Annotated in this window: 21 protein-coding genes; 11 read left to right on the top strand and 10 right to left on the bottom strand. The window is 33.7% G+C overall.

Translation table 11 applies throughout. The features are described 5' to 3' along the window. Positions 1 to 25: 25 nt before the first annotated feature. Positions 26 to 367, top strand: a complete 342-nt coding sequence (locus NTX22_07805; GenBank protein MCX6150407.1) for a hypothetical protein — start codon at positions 26 to 28, stop codon at positions 365 to 367. Continuing rightward, complete coding sequence (locus NTX22_07800) at positions 345 to 605, top strand: hypothetical protein (protein MCX6150406.1); 261 nt, start codon at positions 345 to 347, stop codon at positions 603 to 605. The genes NTX22_07805 and NTX22_07800 overlap by 23 nt, the downstream gene beginning before the upstream one ends. On the opposite strand, the gene NTX22_07795 is transcribed toward NTX22_07800, so the two are convergent. Beyond that, on the bottom strand, positions 583 to 1479 hold the full coding sequence (locus NTX22_07795) for a cobalamin-binding protein (protein MCX6150405.1): 897 nt from the start codon (positions 1477 to 1479) through the stop codon (positions 583 to 585). The genes NTX22_07800 and NTX22_07795 overlap by 23 nt on opposite strands. A gap of 118 nt (positions 1480 to 1597) precedes the next feature. Here NTX22_07795 and sppA point away from each other — a divergent pair, with 118 nt between their 5' ends. Then, positions 1598 to 4018 (top strand): signal peptide peptidase SppA, encoded by a 2421-nt coding sequence (gene sppA / locus NTX22_07790; GenBank protein ID MCX6150404.1) that lies wholly within the window; start codon positions 1598 to 1600, stop codon positions 4016 to 4018. Positions 4019 to 4100: 82 nt separating this feature from the next. Here sppA and NTX22_07785 read toward each other — a convergent pair whose 3' ends face one another. Beyond that, positions 4101 to 4547, bottom strand: a complete 447-nt coding sequence (locus NTX22_07785) for an ester cyclase (GenBank protein ID MCX6150403.1) — start codon at positions 4545 to 4547, stop codon at positions 4101 to 4103. A gap of 216 nt (positions 4548 to 4763) precedes the next feature. Beyond that, the gene (locus NTX22_07780; protein ID MCX6150402.1) at positions 4764 to 4928 is read right to left on the bottom strand and encodes a hypothetical protein; all 165 of its coding nucleotides are present in this window, start codon (positions 4926 to 4928) and stop codon (positions 4764 to 4766) included. Positions 4929 to 5107: 179 nt separating this feature from the next. Here NTX22_07780 and NTX22_07775 point away from each other — a divergent pair, with 179 nt between their 5' ends. From NTX22_07775 to NTX22_07760, 4 genes are all read left to right on the top strand, one after another. Next, entirely contained in the window at positions 5108 to 5974 is an 867-nt protein-coding gene (locus tag NTX22_07775; protein ID MCX6150401.1) for a polyphosphate kinase 2 family protein, read from the top strand. After that, positions 5961 to 6566 (top strand): SCO family protein, encoded by a 606-nt coding sequence (locus tag NTX22_07770; GenBank protein ID MCX6150400.1) that lies wholly within the window; start codon positions 5961 to 5963, stop codon positions 6564 to 6566. The genes NTX22_07775 and NTX22_07770 overlap by 14 nt, the downstream gene beginning before the upstream one ends. A gap of 162 nt (positions 6567 to 6728) precedes the next feature. After that, positions 6729 to 7127 (top strand): copper chaperone PCu(A)C, encoded by a 399-nt coding sequence (locus NTX22_07765; GenBank protein MCX6150399.1) that lies wholly within the window; start codon positions 6729 to 6731, stop codon positions 7125 to 7127. 144 nt (positions 7128 to 7271) lie between these two features. Continuing rightward, complete coding sequence (locus NTX22_07760; GenBank protein ID MCX6150398.1) at positions 7272 to 7835, top strand: hypothetical protein; 564 nt, start codon at positions 7272 to 7274, stop codon at positions 7833 to 7835. Between the two features lie 195 nt (positions 7836 to 8030). Here the strand turns inward: NTX22_07760 and NTX22_07755 are convergent, their stop codons facing one another. The 6 genes from NTX22_07755 to NTX22_07730 form a co-directional block, all read right to left on the bottom strand. Further along, a complete protein-coding gene (locus NTX22_07755) occupies positions 8031 to 8339 on the bottom strand; it encodes a nucleotidyltransferase domain-containing protein (protein MCX6150397.1) in 309 nt (102 codons plus the stop codon). 149 nt (positions 8340 to 8488) lie between these two features. Further along, entirely contained in the window at positions 8489 to 9481 is a 993-nt protein-coding gene (locus NTX22_07750) for a DNA methyltransferase (GenBank protein ID MCX6150396.1), read from the bottom strand. Positions 9482 to 9483: 2 nt separating this feature from the next. Then, positions 9484 to 10461 carry a DpnII family type II restriction endonuclease gene (locus NTX22_07745; GenBank protein ID MCX6150395.1) on the bottom strand — a complete coding sequence of 326 codons (978 nt, stop codon included), beginning with the start codon at positions 10459 to 10461 and terminating at the stop codon, positions 9484 to 9486. Between the two features lie 10 nt (positions 10462 to 10471). Next, on the bottom strand, positions 10472 to 11716 hold the full coding sequence (locus tag NTX22_07740; protein ID MCX6150394.1) for a hypothetical protein: 1245 nt from the start codon (positions 11714 to 11716) through the stop codon (positions 10472 to 10474). A 72-nt stretch (positions 11717 to 11788) separates the two neighbouring features. Continuing rightward, positions 11789 to 15166 (bottom strand): hypothetical protein, encoded by a 3378-nt coding sequence (locus NTX22_07735; protein MCX6150393.1) that lies wholly within the window; start codon positions 15164 to 15166, stop codon positions 11789 to 11791. A gap of 94 nt (positions 15167 to 15260) precedes the next feature. After that, positions 15261 to 15929: a DUF4159 domain-containing protein gene (locus NTX22_07730; protein ID MCX6150392.1), complete on the bottom strand. Its 669-nt coding sequence runs from the start codon at positions 15927 to 15929 to the stop codon at positions 15261 to 15263. 325 nt (positions 15930 to 16254) lie between these two features. Here NTX22_07730 and NTX22_07725 point away from each other — a divergent pair, with 325 nt between their 5' ends. Continuing rightward, positions 16255 to 17553, top strand: a complete 1299-nt coding sequence (locus NTX22_07725) for a sodium:proton antiporter (GenBank protein ID MCX6150391.1) — start codon at positions 16255 to 16257, stop codon at positions 17551 to 17553. A 45-nt stretch (positions 17554 to 17598) separates the two neighbouring features. Here NTX22_07725 and NTX22_07720 read toward each other — a convergent pair whose 3' ends face one another. Further along, the gene (locus NTX22_07720) at positions 17599 to 18732 is read right to left on the bottom strand and encodes a 4-phosphoerythronate dehydrogenase (GenBank protein MCX6150390.1); all 1134 of its coding nucleotides are present in this window, start codon (positions 18730 to 18732) and stop codon (positions 17599 to 17601) included. Between the two features lie 184 nt (positions 18733 to 18916). Here NTX22_07720 and aspS point away from each other — a divergent pair, with 184 nt between their 5' ends. The 3 genes from aspS to NTX22_07705 all read left to right on the top strand — a co-directional run bounded on the left by aspS (position 18917) and on the right by NTX22_07705 (position 22039). Then, positions 18917 to 20683, top strand: a complete 1767-nt coding sequence (aspS, locus tag NTX22_07715; GenBank protein ID MCX6150389.1) for an aspartate--tRNA ligase — start codon at positions 18917 to 18919, stop codon at positions 20681 to 20683. Positions 20684 to 21072: 389 nt separating this feature from the next. Further along, the gene (locus NTX22_07710; GenBank protein MCX6150388.1) at positions 21073 to 21453 is read left to right on the top strand and encodes a hypothetical protein; all 381 of its coding nucleotides are present in this window, start codon (positions 21073 to 21075) and stop codon (positions 21451 to 21453) included. Positions 21454 to 21637: 184 nt separating this feature from the next. Beyond that, a complete protein-coding gene (locus NTX22_07705) occupies positions 21638 to 22039 on the top strand; it encodes a hypothetical protein (GenBank protein ID MCX6150387.1) in 402 nt (133 codons plus the stop codon). Positions 22040 to 22108 lie beyond the last annotated feature (69 nt).

The raw sequence follows: 22108 nt of genomic DNA, 5'->3' as shown, positions 1-22108 counted from the left end.
TTTTGACAGCAAAAGTAAGAGTTAAATGGGAAGAATAATTTACTGGGCAATAATTAGAACTGCAATTGTGATCCCGGCATTGTGGATTATGATGGGTTATGTTCATTTTCAATTTTTGTGGTTTGTAGTATTTCTTTCTATCTATGTTATCATTTTGCATCCTGCTATAGTTCAGTATAGAAAATTTGAACTGGATAACAAGGAAATAATTGAATCTACTTTATGCTCTTCCTGTAAAAGTTTTGATAAAAGTGCTGTTCTGTGCATGAAATATGATCAGCATCCAACATTAGAAAATCTGCCTTGCGAAGGAGTAGATTGGGAGCCAATTAGCAGTATTAATTATGAAGAAGAAAAGCAAAATTAAAAAAGATGAAGCGCTGGCAACAATAAAATTCTGTACCGAGTGCGGAGAAGAATTGGATGATTTTTCAGTTTCAGATAACTCAAGTTCAGAAGCAGCACTAAAGCAGCATCACAATTGCCGGAAAACAGGAAAGTTTAATGGCGATATGTGTTCAAGAGTTTTTATTACTAAATATGATGAAAATGAAAATTTGGAGAAACATGATGATTTGGAACCTAATGAGGATGAAGTTTATTAAATAAATTTTCCAGTGCATCAACAAATCTTGGTCCTGGTCTTAAGTATAAATCCGGATCCACAACAATTACCCTTCCATTTCTAACAGCTTTTAAGGATTTCCATTCCCTGTATGCCTCAACAAGATTTTTCGTTTCGCTATTGGTCATTCCAGTCATTAAAATGTAGTCTGGATTTCTTTTCAATACTTCTTCCCGGCTAAAAATTGGATAATTGAGTGGAGAATCGCTGGCAATGTTGCTTAATCCAACCGAAGTAATCAACTCATTTATAAAAGTATTTTTACCGGCAAGGATAATCGGATTCAATCCAATTAAGAACATTGCTTTTTTACTTGGATAGTTTTTAACTTCATTAGTTATTTTTTTATATCGAAAATCCCAACCCGAAATAATTAAACTCGCTTTATCTTCCATATTAAAAATCTTTGCGAAATCCGTAAAAGTTTTTTTTATTCCTTCATAATTCCGCGGATTGGAAACGAATACCTTGAAACCCAAAGAGCGAAGTTTTTCAAAACTGTCCTTAACATTGCCTTCAACGGTTATAAAAATTAAATCGGGTTTAAGACTTAAGATTTTTTCATAATCGATAGAAAGCATATCACCAACCCTGGTGATTTTCTTAGCTTCTTCCGGGTAGTTACAGTAAAGTGTGTTGCCGATTAATTTATCACCGGCTCCAATTGCAAAAAGAATTTCTGTAATATTGGGCGCAAGGCTTATAACTCGCCTTGGAGTTTTGGCAAGTGAAACGGTGTAATTAAGATCATCCTTGATTGATTTAATAGTATCCGGAACCTTTCCATTCTCTTTATGGCAGGAAGATAGAAAAGATAAAAGAAATACTGAGGCAAAAAAAACGAGCTTATTCATTTAATATTTACTAATTCATCTTTGGAAAAGATATTTCTAAAAAATTGAAATCGCAATGAGTTAATGAAAATAAAGTTTACTAAATTTATTTAAACAAAATTTATCCAGGGATAATAAAATGAAAAGTAAATTTCTAAAAGTAATTTTAATGTTTTTTATAGTTAGCATTCCGCTAAATGCGCAAAAAGGATTTCAATCTTTCTATGATCGAAATGAATTTCTATTTGCTTCCCCCGGCACTATCAAATATGGCTTAAATGGATATGATAATCCGGCGCTTCTAACTTATGTGGAAAAATTTGATTTAATGTTTAACTGGTCAGATCGCTATAGCAATTGGAGCGACCTGAAGCACTGGGGATTATTTGTTGCAACTTCAAATTTTGGATTTGGAGTTGTACATCAAAAAATTGGTGGCAATGCTACTTCCGATTATAAAGTATCAACTGCGCTTGGCAGCAGAAATTTTAGTTTTGGAATTAGTTATGGATGGACAAAAGGACATATTGAAGAATTTAACAGAACAGATATTATGTCTTTCGGAGTTTTAATCAGACCATTGAAATATTTCTCCTTCGGTTTGGTTGGCACAGCATCCACTCAAGTAAATGCACGGGAAGGTTACATCGATCTGGCTGTTCGTCCTTTGGGGAATGAGATTATTACTTTATTCGGTGATTATTCAACAAGAAACAAATCCACTTATGGAATTAAGAAAGATAATTGGAGTACCGGTGCAGCAGTAGAAATTTTATCCGGTTTAACTCTTACTGGCAGATATTTTGATTCAAAGGATTTTACGCTTGGAATTAATTTAGGATTAGGCAACATTGGATTCAGCAGCCAGGCTCATTACAATAAAGAAAGCCACCACGCATACAATATATATGGAATAAGAGTCGGAGGCTACGATAGAAATTTATTTTCAACTTTGCTTCCGCCAAAAAATTATTTAGAGATGAACCTGCTTGGTGAGGTTAAATATCAGCGGTACAAATTCTTTGATAATTCAAACACGCTTTACTCAATCATTCAACAAATTAATGCAGCAAAGGAAGACAAAAGTATTCTGGGAATTGCGATTAACACATCAGGAATGAATGCCAACAGAGAGATGCTTTGGGAAATAAGAGAAAGGTTAAGAGATTTCAAAACAAGCGGGAAGAAAGTTATCATCTTTATTGATAATCCTGATTTAACAATCTACCACTTTGCTTCTATTGCTGATAAGGTAGTTATGGATCCCATTGGATATATGAACCTTACCGGATATGTAATGGGAAGAACTTTTTATAAAAATGCTCTTGAAAAAATAGGAGTTGGGATTGATGAACATCGTTTCTTTAAATATAAATCTGCTGCAGAAAGTTACTCTCGGGAAAAAATGTCTGAAGCAGATAAAGAACAAAGACAAAAATTGGTTGATGATTCATATGATTTAGCCCGCAGAGAAATTTGCGAAAGCAGGAATTTTTCTTTTGAGCAATTTGATAATTTTGTTAACGAATATGGAGCCTTCCTTGCCTCCGGTGCGTTAGAAAACAAACTAGTTGATACTTTAGCCCGGTGGGATGCAATTCCGGATATTATTAAAAAAGTTGAAAAGAAAGATATGCGGCTTGTCGGCTCTTCAGAAAAGTTAAACTTGCCTTCAGATAATTATTGGAGTGAACCTAAAAAGATTGCTGTAATTTATGCTCTCGGAGCTTGCGCAATGGATGAAGGAATTAATGCACGCAGCTTGGTGAAAGATGTTAATGCTGCCGCCAACGATCCTCTTGTAAAAGCAATTGTTCTCCGTGTTGATTCGCCCGGAGGCGATGCAATGGCTTCCGATTATATTGCCGAAGCAATTAAAAAATGCAAGAAACAAAAACCTGTAATTGTTAGTCAGGGATCTGTGGCTGGTTCCGGTGGTTATTGGTTGTCTATGTATGGTGATTCGATTATTGCAGCACCAAATACAATCACTGGTTCAATTGGAGTTATAAGTCTCTGGGCATACAACAATGGCTTCAAAGAAAAAATAGGGCTTTCAACAGATTATGTTAAAAGAGGCGAGCATGCCGACCTTCCTTTTGGGATGGTAATTCCTTTTCTTGGTTTAAGTCTTCCGGATAGAAATTTAACCATCGATGAAAGAAGCAGGTTGGAATCATACATTAAAACGATGTATGGTGAATTTGTAAACAAAGTTGCTGAAGGAAGAAAGCTAAAAACAGAATATGTCGATTCGATTGGGCAAGGCAGAGTTTGGAGCGGAACGGATGGATTGAAAAATGGTCTTGTTGATATTCTTGGTGGACTTGATGATGCAATTAAGCTGGCAAAGAATAAAGCCGGAATTAAGGAAGACGAGTTAGTAAATATAATTCAACTGCCAGCAGCCCAGTTGTTTAATTTTAATTTCTTGCAGCCAAAACTATTTGGATTTGAAATGAAGGAAGATGAATTTTTATCTAATTTAAAATTCAGGTTGCAAAACAATGGTAAAGCAATGCCTGTAATTCCGCTTGAAGAAATGGATTTTGGGAAATGATTATGTAAAAACAGAAATGACATATTTTAATAATATGTCATTTCTTTTATGTTTTGTATTTACTTGTTTTGGTTAGCGTTAATTACGCATGAGCATGAATATCAACACCAATTTGTTTTAGTAAACCGGGCAAGCCTCCGCCAGGTACGCTTTGAAGATTAACCTTAGTAATCTTATTATTTTTAACTTTAATACCGATTTTTTCTTCCGGCATTTTAACTTGTTTATTCGTTGCCCGGATGGTGCCTAAACCTGGGATAGGCGGCATCATATCTTTAGAATGAGTTCCGGTTAGGCGTACTGTTATATCAACATTATCTGGGGTTTCTTTGATGATCTTATGATTAAATCTGAAATCAGGCAATCCAGAATTTAATGCTCGATGTGTACCAAGAAATTCTGTGCTGTTAAGTGGTGTTGGGGTAATACCTTCCACAACCATATCATTTGAAACTAAGCTTTCCGCTTTTTTGAAATCGTTTTTTTCAATTGCGGTCATAAACTCGTTTACAATTTCTGATGGTTTCATTTATAATGTCTCCTTTATATTAATTTGATGTTTTGTTTATTACTTGCCCTCATTAATACAATAGATTTCATACAATAAATAAACAAGGTACAAAAGGGGGACAACTTTTTTATGGCACTTGATTTTTGAAAAATTGGAAGATTGAAGAATGTGTGGAAAATTTAAAACACAAAAAGCGGTCAGCGACCGCTTTTCAAAATTCTAAATGCTTTACAATTATTTTAAATCAGTTACTTTAGAAATATCGTCAAGCTTAAAAAACTTTTCCTGGAATTTGATGTTTCCAGCTGGTGATTTAACCGCTTTAATAAACTTAACATTCACTTTCGAATCTTTATGTTTACCTTTTGCCTTATCAGCAAATGATTGTTGCTTTGCCATGATTTCTCCTTAATTTTAACTGGTTCAAATATATGAATAACCACTCAAAAATAAAAGGTTCAAATCGAACCAAGACTTGTAAAATTACAAAGACGGAATTTATATCTTGATGGTATTGTTTATTCATTGGTTAAAAATCATTATTATTAACAATAGAAATTGCGCAAAGAGAACGAAATATGGAAATAAAACACTACCTGGTAAAACCAGATTCTAAAATAAAACTCTCGGATTTTAAGACAGGCGAAACGGATACTTTTGAATCCAAAGAAAAAGCAACCGAGATGTTGGAAAAGAATATTCTTGAAATGGCAGAACAGCAGGCATTGCTTTATGCCCAGGATAAGTTTTCTCTTTTAATAATTTTTCAAGCGATGGATGCCGCCGGTAAAGATGGGGCAATTAAACATGTAATGAGCGGATTAAATCCTCAAAGCACTCAGGTACATTCTTTCAAAGCTCCTTCTTTAGAGGAACTTGATCATGATTTTTTATGGCGAATAAATAAAGCACTTCCGGAAAAAGGTAAAATTGGAATTTTTAACCGTTCCCATTATGAAGAAGTGCTTATCGTTCGGGTTCATAATCTTATAAAGAATCAGAAAATTCCGGAACAATTTATAAATGATAACATCTGGAAGCTGCGATACAATCAAATAAATAATTTTGAACGCTATCTTTATGAAAATGGAACGTATGTTATAAAATTCTTTCTTCACATTTCCAAAGAAGAACAGAAAAAAAGATTTATTAAAAGAATTGATGATCCATCAAAGAACTGGAAGTTTGGTGAAGAAGATATAAAAGAAAGAAATTTTTGGGACGAATATCAGAAATGTTACCAGGAAGCAATTTCAGAAACTTCTAAAAAGCATGCATCTTGGTACATTATTCCTTCAGATAAAAAATGGTTCGCAAGATTAGTGATTTCAGAAATAATTGTGAAGACCTTGAAGTCGATGGATTTGAAATATCCCAATGTTGATGACAGCGAGAAAGAACGGCTTAAATTAATCAAAGAAATGCTGAAGAATGAAAAAGAATAAAAAATATTGGATTCTGATAATTATTTTTTTGTTTGAATTATTTTTTTTTGGCTGCGGTAGAAAGTTGCCTGTTGAAACTGATCTGAGTCAGCTTCATTTTAAAATGATGAACCAGGATAGCATTCTAGTTGTTTTCCCGGATTATCTAAAAGGTAAACCGGCTATCCTTGGAATGATATTTACCAACTGTCCGGATGTTTGTCCTTTAATTACCAACAATATGCAAAGAATCCAGAAGAGACTAATGAAAACGGGAATTAAAGAAATCAATTTTGTGTCGATTACATTTGATCCAATGCGGGATAAACCTTCCGTCTTAAAAGATTTTGCTGAGCTGCGGGAAATAGAAACAAGCCATTGGCAATTTTTAACTGGTGAACAAAGCGATATTGATTCACTTAGAAGACGATTAAAATATTTGGCAATTGCCGGCGATTCAACAAAAACAGCCGATGGAAAATTGAGCTACTTCTTTGTTCATACGGACAGGATTTATTTGATTGATCAGGATGCGCGAGTGAGAAAATATTACAAAGGAAGTGAAGTGAACCTGGATGAAATTGCTGCTGACATAAAATTATTATATAAGTGATTACAAAAGATTAAAAAACAAATTCTAAAAACTAAACTCTAAACAAATTCTAAAATGAAAATTCAGATTTCAGAATTCAAAAAATTACTTTTACATAAATTGCGTTTTGTATTTGTTTAGGATTTGGTGCTTAGGATTTAGAATTTATCAAGCGGAGTATAAATGTTTCTGATTTTTTCCTTAATTATTCTTCTGGTTCAACAAACAAATATAGATATAATGGATCCCTGGTTGCGTCCGGGAGCAAAAGGAATGAACACCGCGATGTACTTTGAAATAGTAAACAAAACCAATGAAGCTGATACACTTTATATGGCAAAATCCAGTTTGGCAAATATTGTAGAACTGCATGAAACGTACAAACAAGGCGATATGATGGGAATGCGGAAGACTAAATTTGTTGTCATCAGTCCAAAATCGTCTTTCAAATTTCAGCCAGGCGGAAACCATATTATGATGATTGATTTAAAGAAGCGCTTAATAAAAGGAATGAGCGGAGAAGTAAGTTTATATTTTAAAAAGGCGGGAAAGATAAAAGTTAAAGCAGTTGTAAGGAAGTAATTTGGAATTGAAGAATACCATTGTGACGAACCTGATCCCTGCTTAAATTGTGATCCAAATAATCCAAATGATTGGCATTGGGTAAGAACTTGGAAAATGAACGACATAGGAGAAAGGTTACCATAATTAGGAGTTTTTCTTGCCATGTTAAAAATTAAATTTCTGTTTTTTTTATATTTAATAATCCTTAATAATTTTATTATAGCCCAAACATTTAGTTTTTGTTTAGGCACTAACTCATATGTGTTAAATACAGAAGGTAAACAATTTGGTAAATCATTTACACATTCGAAGTTTTACCCCTTAACTAATCCATATTTAGGTATCGATTTACAAATGAATGAGACGATATCATCCGGTTTTAAGTTTGGTTATTTATATACCAAAATTCATGAAGAGGATTTTACTGGACTTGAATTAGAGGTGCTTTTAAAATATTATCCTTTGGGTAAAATGTTTTTACAAGGCGATATTAACTTTCATTTTAATATGCCATATAAACGTGAGCTGAGTTCAAGAACAATCCGAATGATTGGAGTTGGTGCGGGTTACAATCTAAGTAAAATTATAACATTAGAAGTATTGTATTACCTGCCACTTAAAAAGGAGTACTTGCCCAAATCTTACTTTTGGGGTGGTCCAAATGAAATTAGGAATGTGATTAAATTTGGAATTTTATTTTATCCTCCACTAAGAAAATCTAACTAAATAATTAGTTGTTTATCTTTTCCTTTTCCAGAGCCTCATAATATTTTCTAATCAGGTTTTCGTAATCTTTGGCGTAGCCCTCCTGAACGGCTTTATTCAATTCATCTTTTATTTTAGCTTTCCGTTTTATAGAAAGATTTAAATCTGCCGGAGATTGCCTTACAATATTTTGTTTCTACATAATTCCATCTGGGTTTAGACTAATTTAATCCCCGTTCTTAAGATTTCACAAGTAAAGGGATTGCTTTCATTGAAATCATTGTAGTCAAAAGGATGTGGCTCAATCTTCAAATTTATTTTTCTTCGCAGCTTCATAAGATTTATAAGTTCATCATATCCATTTGTAAGTTCTTCAATAACAATTGCAATATCAATATCGCGATCGTCATTAAATTTGTTTGCAGCAAATGAACCGAATAAAAAAGCTTCTCTAATTTTATATCCTTGTTGGATTAAGAAAGACAAAAACTCTCTGGCAATTCTTATAGCTTCTTTTTGATCCATTCTCTAAACTCAGTTATCTTATTAAAATAGATTGTGGTAAATTCTTCAGTGCATCTTTTATAGAATTCCTGTTTATAGTCGTCAGATCTTGCATTTATATTAAACGTAGTAACAGTATCAAGAAAATCTTTTTTCAATTCATCTTTTGTTTACAGACAATTACAAAACGCTAATTGCATTGAATCTTGTTTTAATTTTCCATTGCCATTGAGGATAAACTCAAAATGTTTTAGAATTTTTTTCTTATCTATAAATTCAATCTGTGTATGATCAACATCGCGGTTATTTTTAGGAAGCGAATAAAATTGAGATAAGCCTTCCCAATCAAGATCTCTTAAAGAAGCTATATCTTTTAAGAAAAAGCCGACCCAATACTCTCCGATTTTAGAGTTTGGTTTTTCATAATGGAGTTTATCCTTGGCAATAGAAACATAATTATGATCTAATTCGAAGCCTATATAGTTTCTACCTAGTCTTTTAGCAGCGATTGCAGTTGTACCAGTTCCCATAAATGGATCGAGGATAATATCTGATTCATCTGTACTCATCAAGACCAACCTTTCTAAAAGATGAATAGGTAATTGACAAGGGTGCTCGTCACGATATTTATTATGTTTTATTCTATGTATATCAGTCCACACATCAGAAAGAAGTGGACCGAAGGGATGCAATAATTGTTTTTTACCACCATAGTCTTTTAATAAAAAACCACATTTTCGACAGCGTTTATGAGGGTACCTTAATTCATAAAACTTGTTTTGTTTTATATCTTTGGTATAATACAAAATACCATAATGAGAAGGTTGCAAAGATTTGCCCATTGGAGCAGTTGGAGCATCCCAGGAAATCCAATGCTTAAAAGTCGCATGTTCATTTAGTATGGATGAATAGTAAGTTAACCACTTAGGAATATTGTGAACAAATATTGAACCCGAAGGCTTTGTTACTCTTACCATTTCGCAAATCCATTTTTCACACCAGTGCAGGTATTCCTTGAACTCTAAGGAATCTTTATAACCATTATATTTTTTATTTAGATTAAAAGGTGGATCGGCAAATGTAACATCAACAGAATTATCCGGTATCTTTTTAAACAATTCTATTGAATCGCCGGCTAGTATTTTATTAATAAATTCTTTCATAATTATTTAATTATCTCAGTTAATAATTCTTTAAATCTTTCTAACTCATCCTTGTGAAAAGTAAAAACATCTTGGTATGCAGAAACCATTCTTTTTAAATCACCCTTTCGGACATACCAACCGATACCATCAACGAAGCCAATAAATTTTGCTTTTGGATAATGGTGTTTAATTAATGCATCAATTGAAATTTCTGTTTTGGATTTGTCTCCTTGTCCAGAAGATGTTGTAACTAAGTATGAACTTTCAATTATTAATAGAGGATTTTTCTTGTTCGGAATGATAAAATCCATCGTTCTTTTTGAGTCGGGTGCATTAGTAATTAATTCAGAAAGATCCCCTCTTTCAAAAGTTACCTTGAATTCATCTAAGATGTTTTCAATAACTGTTTCAGGATTATTTTCTTTTTTCCCAGAATAAGAGCCCTTTTCTTTGTATCTGATTAATGTGTCAATCAAATCCGGAATTTGATACTGTAATTTAGAAATACTCAATTTCTTTAATTCAAAAAGAGGCAAAGTTTTAGCCAGAAACGGGATGGTTGCTCCTTCAAAAAATAAATTTATAATGCCTTGTCTAAAATATTTATCTGTTTTGATCATCAGAATAATCTTTGAATCAGACCATTCTGCTATTCCATCATCAGATATTGTTACTTTCTTAAACCATTTTTCCTTGACCAATATTCTATTTAACTCTGCATCATCGACAACTCTTATTAATGTCGTAATTCTTTTCAAATTCTCATTTGAAAATCCAGTCAAAGCAAGTAAAGCGCGCAATCCATTTTCTTTTTCTAAAATTAATTTTTCAAATAATTCTTTTTTAAGTCCATTAAGTTCAATTTCGTTCTTTAAATTCAGAAGTAACTCTTTAATTGAATTAACATACCCCTCATAACTTTCTTCAAATTCTTTGTTATAGAAATAAAATGTGTTCTTATCGATAACTCTTTTGAATTTTACATCAGTTGATTTCATTATTATCCTCTTAAACCAGTTTTTTAAAAAAGAGAACATATTCGTCCTTCATAGTATTTTGCAGACCTTTAATGGGTTTAACAATGCTTTTAAAAAGTTTTAGCTTAGCTTCTTCACAAAAAGAAATTATTTTATCCTCTAGTCGTATACCACCGGTTTGATTAGTATTCGACCCAATAATAATTACAGCATATTTATTAGGTTTAAGCACTCTTGCCATTTCAAAACAGACAATTCTCATATCAGTAAAATAATTATCAAGCCTTTCGGTTTTATTTTTACCTCTTAACCCAAGCATTTTTTCTTTTAATTTGTCTACATCAATTCCAAGATAATTCAATTGGTCTTGATCATTTTTTGCATAATCAATTGCGAATGAATATGGTGGAGAAGTAATAATACCATCAAAGGAATTATCTTCCAATTTTAATGACATTGCAGATGAGTCTTTCGAGATACTTACTTCTCCTAATATGCAATTATTAAAGTATGGATTTTCCAAATAATTCATAACCGTATATATATAACGGTCTAAAACTCTCTTAAATAATTCTTTATGAGTTGAACCTTTTGTTCTATTAAAATATCCCATGGAGTCGAGGAATGACAATAAAGTTAAGTAGTATTCGGCTTCATTAGAAAAAAGAGTGTTGTCCGTTTTAGAATCATATTTTTTCTTATTTGAAAAGAAATCGAATAACTTATCTTCCTTTTTGCGCAGTTTAAGAAGTACCTCCTTGCTCACTTTTAAAGCTTCAAATTTTGTCTTTGTCATTAAGCGACAGAATGGACTAACATCTACTGCCACGGAATTAATTCCCAACAATACCGATTCAATATTGGTTGTACCACTACCACACATTGGATCTAAAACAAGATTACCTTTTTTTAACCCAATAATGTTTAGTAAGCTTTTTATTAGTTGAGGATGAAATTTACCACGATATGGGAATAAAGAATGTGTTGCATAACCAGTTGAGAATTGTCCGTTTTCAAAATAATTCTTAGTTCTACTTGACCTGCTTATTATTTCGAATGATGGCTTTTGTGTATTAGCTTGGAAATGTAAAGTCGGCTTTGAATTAATTGTTTTAAAGTAGGCGCTTCTATTAATTAATTCAGACTTTGGTAATGAATTATATTCTAGATAAGCTAATTCCAATTCGAATAATTCTGTAACCGAAGGTAATAATTCGACCTCATTGTCGAACAAAATATTTGTAAAATTATATGTAAAAATATTTTTCTCATTCATACGTCAAATATATCAAAGTAAATCTAAGCATTCAGTAAAAATATCTGGCAAATCTCACGTTACAACTAATATTTAGTTGTTTATCTTTTCCTTTTCCAGAGCCTCATAATATTTTCTAATCAGGTTTTCGTAATCTTTGGCGTAGCCTTCCTGAACGGCTTTATTTAATTCATCTTTTATCTTGTCTTTCCGTTTTATTGAAAGATTTAAATCTGCCGGAGATTGCCGCGCAAAGGTATCGCCGCTTTTGGATTCTCTTTGTTTCTCGAAATCTCTTTCGTTTATGGAGCGCTGAGCATCGAGAAGTTTGGATAGAATTTTTTCCTGCTTCTGAACTAATTCATCATTTAGTTTTTGTGTCTTCATATCGGCAACAACTTCCTGCATTTCACTAAGAATTTTATCTAAGTTGGCGGGAAGTTTCTTTGTTTCCCCGGCTTGCTTTGCTTCGTTGTTTAATTCTTCAAGCGATTTGCGAATCATTTCCTGCTGCTGTGCCAGCCTTTGAAGCTCGGCTTGCTGCTGCATGGAAAATTGTCCCTGGTTTAACATCTGGGTTAAATTGTTCAGATTCATTTGCTGCGGCCCGAGCTGTTGAAGCTGCTGCATCAAAGACGGCATTCCGCCTCCGCTTCCTCCACCGTTCATCATACTTTCCATAGCGCCTTTCATTAATGTGGCGGCTTCGTTTAACGAACCCATTGCCTGTCCCTGCTGCATCGACGCCATCGAACCGCTTCGATTCTGAAGTCCATATGTTGATTGCTGCATGCTTCTTTTAGCATCGCCCAATGCTTTTGCCATTTCTGGTGTTATGGCAAATGTCTTCTGCCCTAATTCATTAAGCTGTGAAAGTATTTTATCCATTCCTCTTTCAAGATTATTCTGCTTCTTTGCGTTCTCGTTAAACAGCGGTGAATTAGCATCGAGCTTTTGAGTTTTGTTTTTTAGCTCTTCCTGCTCTTTAGAAAGAGTTAAAAGATTATCCAGTACCTTCATCATATCATTAAAAACCTGTTTTTGGTTTTGCGACTGCATTTGCTGCTGAAGGCTGCTCATTTGCTCTTGCATCTTTTGCATATTTTGTGAAAGCTGCGATTGGCTTTGCTGCGCCTGTTGTTTCTGTCCTTTCATTAATTGTTGCTGAGCATCTTTGGAAAGTTCTTGATTCTGTTGTTTCTGTAATTCCTCCATTGCTTTTTCCATTTGGTCGTTCGGCATATCTTTAAAATCCTGCATCTTCTCTTGCAGCTCTTTCATTTTATCTTCAAGATTCTTAAGATTTTCAGTTGTCTCTTTCTGCTGGTTATTTAAATCCTCTTTCTGGTTTTCATTTGATAGATCACTTTTTTGTGTTTGCTGTTTTAGGTCTTCCATCTGTTTGGTAAGATTATCCAGTCGCTTTTGTATTTCATCCAACTTTTGTTCTATTTGAACCCGTTTTAATAGCTGCATCGTTCGCTCAATACTTTTCTTCATCGCTTCTTCATTAAACTGCATGTTCTCCATTGCTTTTTGAATTTGATCGCGGTTCAGATTTTGGAGAAGCTCCTGCATCTTTTCCATTGCTTTTTTCATCTCTTCATTGCCAAGCTCATCAAACAATTTTTGTAGCTCCATGTATTTTTGAAGAGTCTCTTTGGAAAGAAGATTATTCTTTTGCATGTCGTCCTGCATTTTGGACATATCTTTTTTTACATCATCAATCTTTTTTCCAAGCTCATCAAATTTATCCAGAGCTTTTTCAATCTGTTCCTTTTCCTGCCAGGTAATTTCTTTTTTGTCCTGTTTCAAATCCTGATTTATCTTTTCCAAATTTTCTTTCAGCTTTTTTGCTTCGTTAAGTGTTTCTGCCAATTTTTTTTCTGCATCATCGTGTGTCTTATCCACATCCTTGAACAATTCATCCAGTGAAGGAACGCGAACGGTAAAGGTTCCGGTCTTTGTGGATTTTGGTCCGCTTACAAAATCGTTGTCAAAAATTTCTAAATAATATGTAACAACATCTTCCACCGCAAGCTGCAATGGGGAAAGATTCCAGATGTAATTTATATCCTCTTCTTTTGCGGTTTTCGTCAAAGGAATTTCAACCGAAGAAAAATCTCCCGGTGTCTTTTCCTTTTTCGAGGAAGACATTCGGTAATGAAGCAGAAGTTTGTTAAAGCCAAAATCATCGCTTACTTTTAACAGAAGTGGAAGCCGATCATCTTCGCCGAGTGAAATATTTTTGTTGGGAGCAATAATTTCTATTGATGGAAAACCATCTGTTAACGCTTTTATAGAATAGGTAACAGGATTTTCATTCTGATTATTGTCTTTATCAGTTAAAATGATTTTGTAGTCTTCATCCTTTTTAATCCGGTATGTACCAAGAGCGTTTCTTCCTTCAAGCTTCAATTGAAAGTCTGAACTGTCTTTAAAAAATAATTTTGCGCTCTTTAAATTTTCTTTCGTTGTTGAAATGAAGAATTGGATTTGACTGCCAACAAGTGACGTAACATTTCCATTATCTTTCTGATTAACAGTTGGAAGTTTTGAATAAGATGGCGGAATTACGGTAACATCCATATTTTTAATTATTGGTCTATCAATAACGGTGATTTTATAATTTTCACTTTCCACATCTTCCGCTTTAATGAGATAATTAAAAGTGCTGCGCACTGCGGGAATGTTAAATGAATATATGCCGGTTGAGTCGGAAGAGATGTTTTTGAATTCATAATCTGTTTGTTCGATATTTTTAATTCCAATACTTACATTGGATGGCTTTGGCCCGATAATGTGGGCGGAAATATTTAATTCCTGACCCTTGGTAATTTCTTTATTACCAGGAATTATGATAAAACCGAATTTTGCCGGAGGAATAAAATCTTTGTTGAAGTTAAACAATCTAAACGAGGCAGCATTTAATCCTGGGACAAAAATTATAAGAAGCGCTCCAATTGTAATAGCAAGAATAAAAAACTTAAAAAGCTTTTTAGCTTTTTCGAAGCTAACAACATCAGCAAAATTTATTGATTGTGTTTTGTGGTAAACTTGTTGGAATGCAGCATCCCGCAAATCAGTTGAATAAAGCGATGCTTTGCCGGAAGATTCAACAAGCTGCATAGCGTTTAGTAAATCATCTTTAATAATTGGAAAAAATCCACCGACCTTCTTTGCATATTCAAAATAATTTTTTCTATTGAATAGGTTGAAATATTTCAGAATTGGGATGATGAAGAGATAAGAAATTAGTCCAAAGGATATTATTAAAAAGAATAATATGAAAATAGTTCTAACTCCGGATGAAAAGTTGCCAAGCATTTCAAGGAAAGCAAGTGCTATAAAAATTTGAATGATTCCTATTGCTGCCAGTTGAACGCCCATTAAGCATAACGCAGAATATTCTCTCTTTGAGAGGTTATCTATCTTATCAATTATTTCTTTGTAATACGATTTAGTGCTCATAAAGTTTAACAGTAACTATGTTTAATTATTTCTCGTTATTACTTTCTTGCAAATAACGATGCAACAGTTAAACAATTCAACTTATTAAAAGATTCTAAAAATTTTGCTGCTGACTTAAAGCCCACACGACAATGTTTGTTCCAAACTTTAGGGCTTCTTCTCTTTTTTGTGGTGGATCGTTGTGTACTTCGGGATCATTCCAGCCATCACTCGGATTACTTTCGTAAGTATAAAGAACAGCAAGTCGTTTATCCAAAAAAATTCCAAATGACTGCGGAGGTTTGCCCTCGTGCTCGTGAGTTTTTGGAACACCGTTCGGAAAATTGTAAAAACAGTTAAACAAGCCATAGTTGTATGGCAGTTCTAAAAGTTCTTTGTCAGGAAAAACTTTTTTTATTTCTCGTCTGAACACTTTATCCAATCCATAATCGTCATCAACATAAAGAAATCCACCGTTTTCCAAATACGATCGAAGTCGAGCTGCTTCGGCATCGGACAGAACAATATTCCCGTGCCCGGTTAAAAATAGAAACGGGTAAGAAAATATATCATCACTTTTAACATCAACAAAAACGTAATCAGCCTTTACTTTTATGTTAGTGTTTTCGCTAATATACTTTAACAAATTTATTTCTTCTGATGGATCGTTATACCAATCGCCGCCTCCATCATATTTTAATCGTGCAATCTGAAAAGCAGATTTATCCTGAGGATATAATACGTTTGCTATTAATGCCAATATTAATAAAATTTTTTTTGTCATAATCTCAAATATTATCTGCCGACAATATATCGATGAACAGCCTGATTATCAATTTAAAATCTTTTGCTCCAACTATTTACTTTTATATTTTCTTAATTTTACTCTTACTCTTACTCTTACTCTTACTCTTACTCTTACTCTTACTCTTACTCTTACTCTTACTCTTGGTCTTATTCCCTATATCATACATGTATATCAACCGCGGGAAACTTTTTGAGGATCAAGAGCAAGAATAAAAGCGAGAACAAGATCAAGGAGTTTATAAAAATTCTATTTTAATTTTCATTTCGTTACTTTTACAGGGAATTAATAAATAGCAGAAATTATGGAAATCGAAAAATTCAATGTACCTCTAATATCACTTCTTCCATTTGTTTTGATGTTATTGTCTATTGCAATCTTTCCATTGTTCTGGAACCATTGGTGGGAGAAGAACAAAAATAAATTATTAATTGCCGGCATACTTAGTCTGCCAATAATCATTTTTCTTTTCTCAAATGGTTTATCTGAAAAATTATTTGAAACAATGGTTTTCGATTATGTTCCGTTCATCATTTTACTTGGCTCGCTTTTTACAATTACTGGTGGAATATATTTAACCGGCGATATCGAAGCTAAGCCGGTTATCAATCTGGCTTTTCTTGGAACTGGCGCTGTACTGGCATCCATAATGGGAACAACCGGAGCCGCAATGCTACTTATCCGCCCATTGATTCAAACAAATAAAGAAAGGGAATTCAAGGTTCACACAATTCTGTTTTTTATTGGAATTGTAGCCAACTGTGGGGGATTACTTACACCCCTTGGTGATCCACCATTGTTTATGATGTATTTGCGGGGAACACCGTTTACATGGTTCATACAATTATTTCCGGAATGGTTGTTTGCAAATACGCTACTGCTATTAATTTATTATTTCGTTGATTCGTATTACTATAAGAAAGAAAAACCAGAGGCAATTTTCCGGGATGAAACAAACATTCGTCCAATTAAAATTGAAGGCAAAATAAATTTTGTTTGGATGATTGGCGTAGTGCTATCGGTTGCGTTTTTGAATGAACAATATTTACCAGTAATTCACCAAAATGAATATTATAAATTTATCCGCGAAGGCGTTATAATTATTATGGCAATTCTTTCTTTGTTTTTTACTCCACGATTAACGCGTGTTTCAAACAACTTTACCTGGGGACCGATCCAGGAAGTTGCTTTTTTATTCTTTGGGATATTCATAACAATGGTTCCCTGCATTTTATATCTGGAGTACAATGCAAAACAGCTTGGAGTAAATTTTGCAAATCAATTTTATTATGCTTCTGGTGCGTTAAGTAGTGTTCTGGATAATACTCCAACTGCGGTTACATTCTATTCGCTTGCTCTTGGGTTGGGAAAACAAACAGCAGATATGGTCGCTGGAATTCCTTATGAGTTTATGAAAGCAATTTCTGTAGGATCTGTATTCTTTGGAAGTATGACCTACATTGGAAATGGTCCGAACTTTATGGTAAAATCGGTTGCAGAAGAGAACAATATTAAAATGCCTGATTTCTTTAGTTACATTATAAAGTTTTCTTTAATTGTGTTACTGCCAATTTTTATTTTGGTGCAGTTGCTTTTCATTTAAACGATCAGACGTTATAATCAATTTATACGATTAAAGAGAGATAAACTATATTTCAAATCGTAATTGTTTAAAAGCTGAAGCAAGTTCTTCATTAAAAGGTTCAAGGTTTATTTTATAGTTGCTAAATTCTCTTCGATACCTGTATTCTTTCCGTAGTTTATCAAAATAATCCGGAAATTTTTCTGGAGGCAACGCAGCACCTGATCTTAAAAGTGAATCATCGTAATTTATATTGTACACATTTTTAATTGCAGTGTTTAATGCTGCTTCAAATCTTTGGTTACCGTCAACTTTAATTTCACACTCATCTAAATTTGGAAGAATTGGTTTCCACTTCGGTTCCTCATTAAGGAAATTGCAGAGCTGATTATAAATCATTACCGTTCCATTCACCTTACCCTCAAAAGAATAACCGGCAATGTGTGCCGTTCCAATTTTTATTTTTGATAGAAGCCCGCTGTTTATTTTTGGTTCGTTTTCCCAAACATCAAGAATGGAAATTAACGAGTCAGCTTTTTTTAATCTATTAAGCAGAGCGGAATTATCAACAACAGGTCCACGCGATGTATTTATTAAGACAGAACCGGGCTTTATCAACTTTAAATTGTTTTCATTTATAAGATGAAAAGTTTTATCCACACCCGATAGATTAAGCGGAATGTGAAGTGAAATTATATCGGAATTTAATACATCATTTAAGCCAACAAAATCTTTTCGTTTGGTTTTTCTTTCTAATGGAGGATCATTTTGCAAAACATTCATGCCAAGCGATTTGGCAATACTTGCAACACGGCTCCCAATATTTCCTGCTCCAATTATCCCAATATTTTTTCCCTTTAATGAAAAATTATTGTGAGTGGAAAGTGAAAGTAATGCTGTAAAAACATACTCGGTTACAGCATCAGAATTACATCCAGCGGCATTGGCGAAGGCAATTTTTCTTTCTTTCAGGTAATTAATATCAACATGATCAAAACCAATTGTGGCAGTTCCAACAAATTTTACCCGGGTATCTTTAAGAAGATTTTCATTTACATCTGTTATTGATCGAATAATAAGAACATCAATATTTTTTAATGCTCGCCTATCTATCTTTCTCCCGTGAATTAAACATACCTTTCCAAGGTTTGAAAAGGCGGCTTTTGCAAAGGTTATATTTTCGTCAACAAGAATGTTCATTGTTTTATTCAAAATAAATTATTTAAGAAAATGATTATGAATTCTTTATATCAGGGAAAGAATTTCATGTTACTGAATTAACAACCAGTATAAACACAATGGAACAGTCTCTAATATTGTAATGCCACACTGAAATCGTTATCTTTTACATAGAAATTTACAAATTAGGAGCAAGATAAGCTAAATGAAGTTTAAGATTAGAACCCATACTTGTGGTGAATTAAGAGAAACCAATATTGGCGAAACAGTTGTTCTGAATGGCTGGGTAGATACAAGGAGAGATTTAGGCGGAGTTATTTTCATTGATCTGCGGGATCGTTACGGATTTACCCAGGTTGTATTTGAACCTCACTTTAACAATGAAGCTCACAACCAGGCAAGAGAACTAAGAAGTGAATTTGTAATTTCTATCGAAGGAAAAGTACGGCATAGACCGGAAGGAACTGAAAATAATCAACTAGCCACCGGGATGATTGATGTGATGGTTGAAAAACTTGTAATATTAAATGTGGCTAAAACGCCACCATTTCCAATTAAAGACAGTGTTGATACGAGTGAAGATGTTAGATTAAAATATCGATACCTTGATTTGCGTCGCCCATCCGTACAAAAAAATTTATTACTGCGCCACAAAATGTATCAGATAGTCAGAAAGTATTTCGATGGAAAAAGCTTTGTTGAAGTGGAGACCCCGGTTCTTATGAAAAGCACTCCGGAAGGTGCTCGCGATTACCTGGTACCAAGCAGACTTCATAAAGGCAAATTTTATGCGCTTCCACAGTCACCACAACAATACAAACAATTGTTAATGGTGTCTGGGTTAGATCGATACTTCCAAATTGTAAAATGTTTTAGAGATGAAGATTTACGTGCTGATCGTCAGCCAGAATTTACCCAAATAGATGTTGAAATGTCTTTCATTGATCAAGAAGATATTTTTGAGGTGGTTGAAGGATTGATGAAAAATTTATTCAAAGAGATTAAAAATTACGATCTCACAGTTCCAATTCCTCGTCTTTCTTTTGAAGAAGCTATGGAAAAATATGGAAGCGATAAACCGGATTTAAGATTTAATCTGGAAATGGTAACATTAAATGATGTTTTACAAAACTCATCTTTCCGGGTTTATCAGGAAGCTATTAAAAAGGGTGGAATTATCACCGGACTTGTAATAAAAGGTTGTGGGGATTATACCAGAAACCAACTTGATGTATTAACTGAGTTTGTTAAAAAGCAAGGTGCTTCGGGTTTAATCTGGATTAGAGTGAAAGAAGAAGGGATGGATTCACCAACCGTAAAATTCTTAAGTGAAGAAGAACAAAAAGCAATACTTGAAAAGCTCAACGCAAAAGCCGGGGATTTAATTTTCATACTTGCTGGTCAAAGATTAAAGACACTAAATGTTATGGGGGCACTCCGGCTTGAGATGGCAAGAAGGTTAGAATTTATAAAATCAGATGCTAAACCAGCATTATTATGGATTACGGATTTTCCATTATTAGAATGGGATGATGAAACGAAACGATTTTATGCGATGCATCATCCATTTACATCTCCCCGGGTTGAAGATATAGAATTGATGAAAACGGACCCGGCAAAAGTAAAAGCCCGGGCATATGATCTGGTATTGAATGGAAATGAAATTGCTGGTGGAAGCATCAGGATTCATGATTCAAATCTTCAATCTTTAATGTTTAAAACTCTTGGAATTTCTGATGAAGATGCTGACTATAAATTTGGTTTTCTTATAAATGCATTTAAATATGGTGCACCACCTCACGGAGGAATTGCTTTTGGATTTGATCGTATGGCAATGTTATTTGCAGGAGAAGCTTCAATACGTGAAGTTATCGCTTTTCCAAAAACGGCAAGCGCTGTTTCATTAATGGATGACTCACCCTCAACAGTTGGTGAAGAACAACTTAAAGAACTGCATATTAAAATCAGATAGATTAAGGTGGTTTGTTTTGGAGACTTCCTGTGAGAGTCCCCAGGATTTTAAAAATCATCCGCAATATAACTTGTTAATTAATAAAATCATTCTAACTGCGCTTAAAAAACATTTCGAAAAGTTAATTTCTTAAACAAAAGATAGCCGAAGATTTTACCAGTAGCGGGGTAAATATTACCACTTTGCTGTTATTTTCTCCCTCCGCCATTTGCAAACAAAAGCCTAATTCCATAAAAAATATAAATTTAACTTGACTATTTAAATTAAAAATTATTATTTTGCGTTTGTGTTTTCCTTGAGGGTTGCAATTAATGGTTTACTATTTGAGGTTCTTTAAGCAATCATAGTTATTCTTATTTAAATTTTCTCAAAAGCAACCGGAGAACTAAATGGGTCAGCAACAGCTTTTATTAATCGTTTTAGGAATTTTAATAGTGGGGATTGCGATTTTTGTTGGCATATATATTTTCCGTGCTAATGCTATCGAATCGAAAAGAAACAATGTATTAAATGAATGTATTAACCTGGCGGGTATGGCACAACAACACTATTTAAAACCAATAACGATGGGTGGAGGAGGCAAAACCTTTTCTGGGTGGATAGTTCCAAGACCATTGGCTTTAACTGCAAATGGACGGTTTGAAGCAAATGTATTTCCCGATCATGTGGAAATAATTGGAACAGGAAACGAGGTGGTTACAGGAACAGATTCAGTAAAAGTGCAAACAAATGTTTTTGCAGATAGTATTAGCACAACAATTTTACGATAGTTTTAATATGCAACAAGTAGAAGTAACTATTACTTTGTTGCGTGTAAAAATTACCGAGATTAATTTCGATAATGAGTAAAGAAAGTAATTTAATAAAAAACAAAAAAATTCCTTGTGGTACGATTTTGGTTCTTTTAATGTCACTTAATTAACATAATTCCTAACAAATTTCAGGAGAATTAAAATGGGTCAGCAACAATTATTACTTATCGTACTTGGCGTTATTATAGTCGGTATCGCCGTGGTAGTTGGTATTAACATTTTTACTGCAAGCAGTTCTAATGCAAACCGCGATGCAGTTGTAAGCGATTTAACAAATCTCGCATCTATGGCACAGCAATATTACAGAAAACCTTTAGCAATGGGTGGTGGCGGAAATTCATTCGTTGGTTTTACTGCTGGTAAAATTCCTAATTCATTAAAATCCAATCCAAATGGAACCTATAGTATCTCTACCGCTGGTACCGCAACAAGTATAGCATTTACTGGTACTGGAAAAGAAAAAGGATTTGATGGTTCTGGAGCAATATCAGTTGTAATGGTTGTAGCCCCAGATTCTGTTACATCCACTACAAATTCTAATTAAATTTAATTTATTAAATTTCTAGGCTGTTGAACTTTTTAATGGATTGTTTGACAGCCTTTTTTTATTTTA

It is taken from the genome of Ignavibacteriales bacterium, assembly GCA_026390815.1.
In the GTDB taxonomy this organism is placed as follows: Bacteria; Bacteroidota; Ignavibacteria; order Ignavibacteriales; family SURF-24; genus JAPLFH01.
The sequence above is the reverse complement of the archived record's forward strand: the minus strand, read 5'-3'. Positions and strand labels throughout refer to the sequence as shown.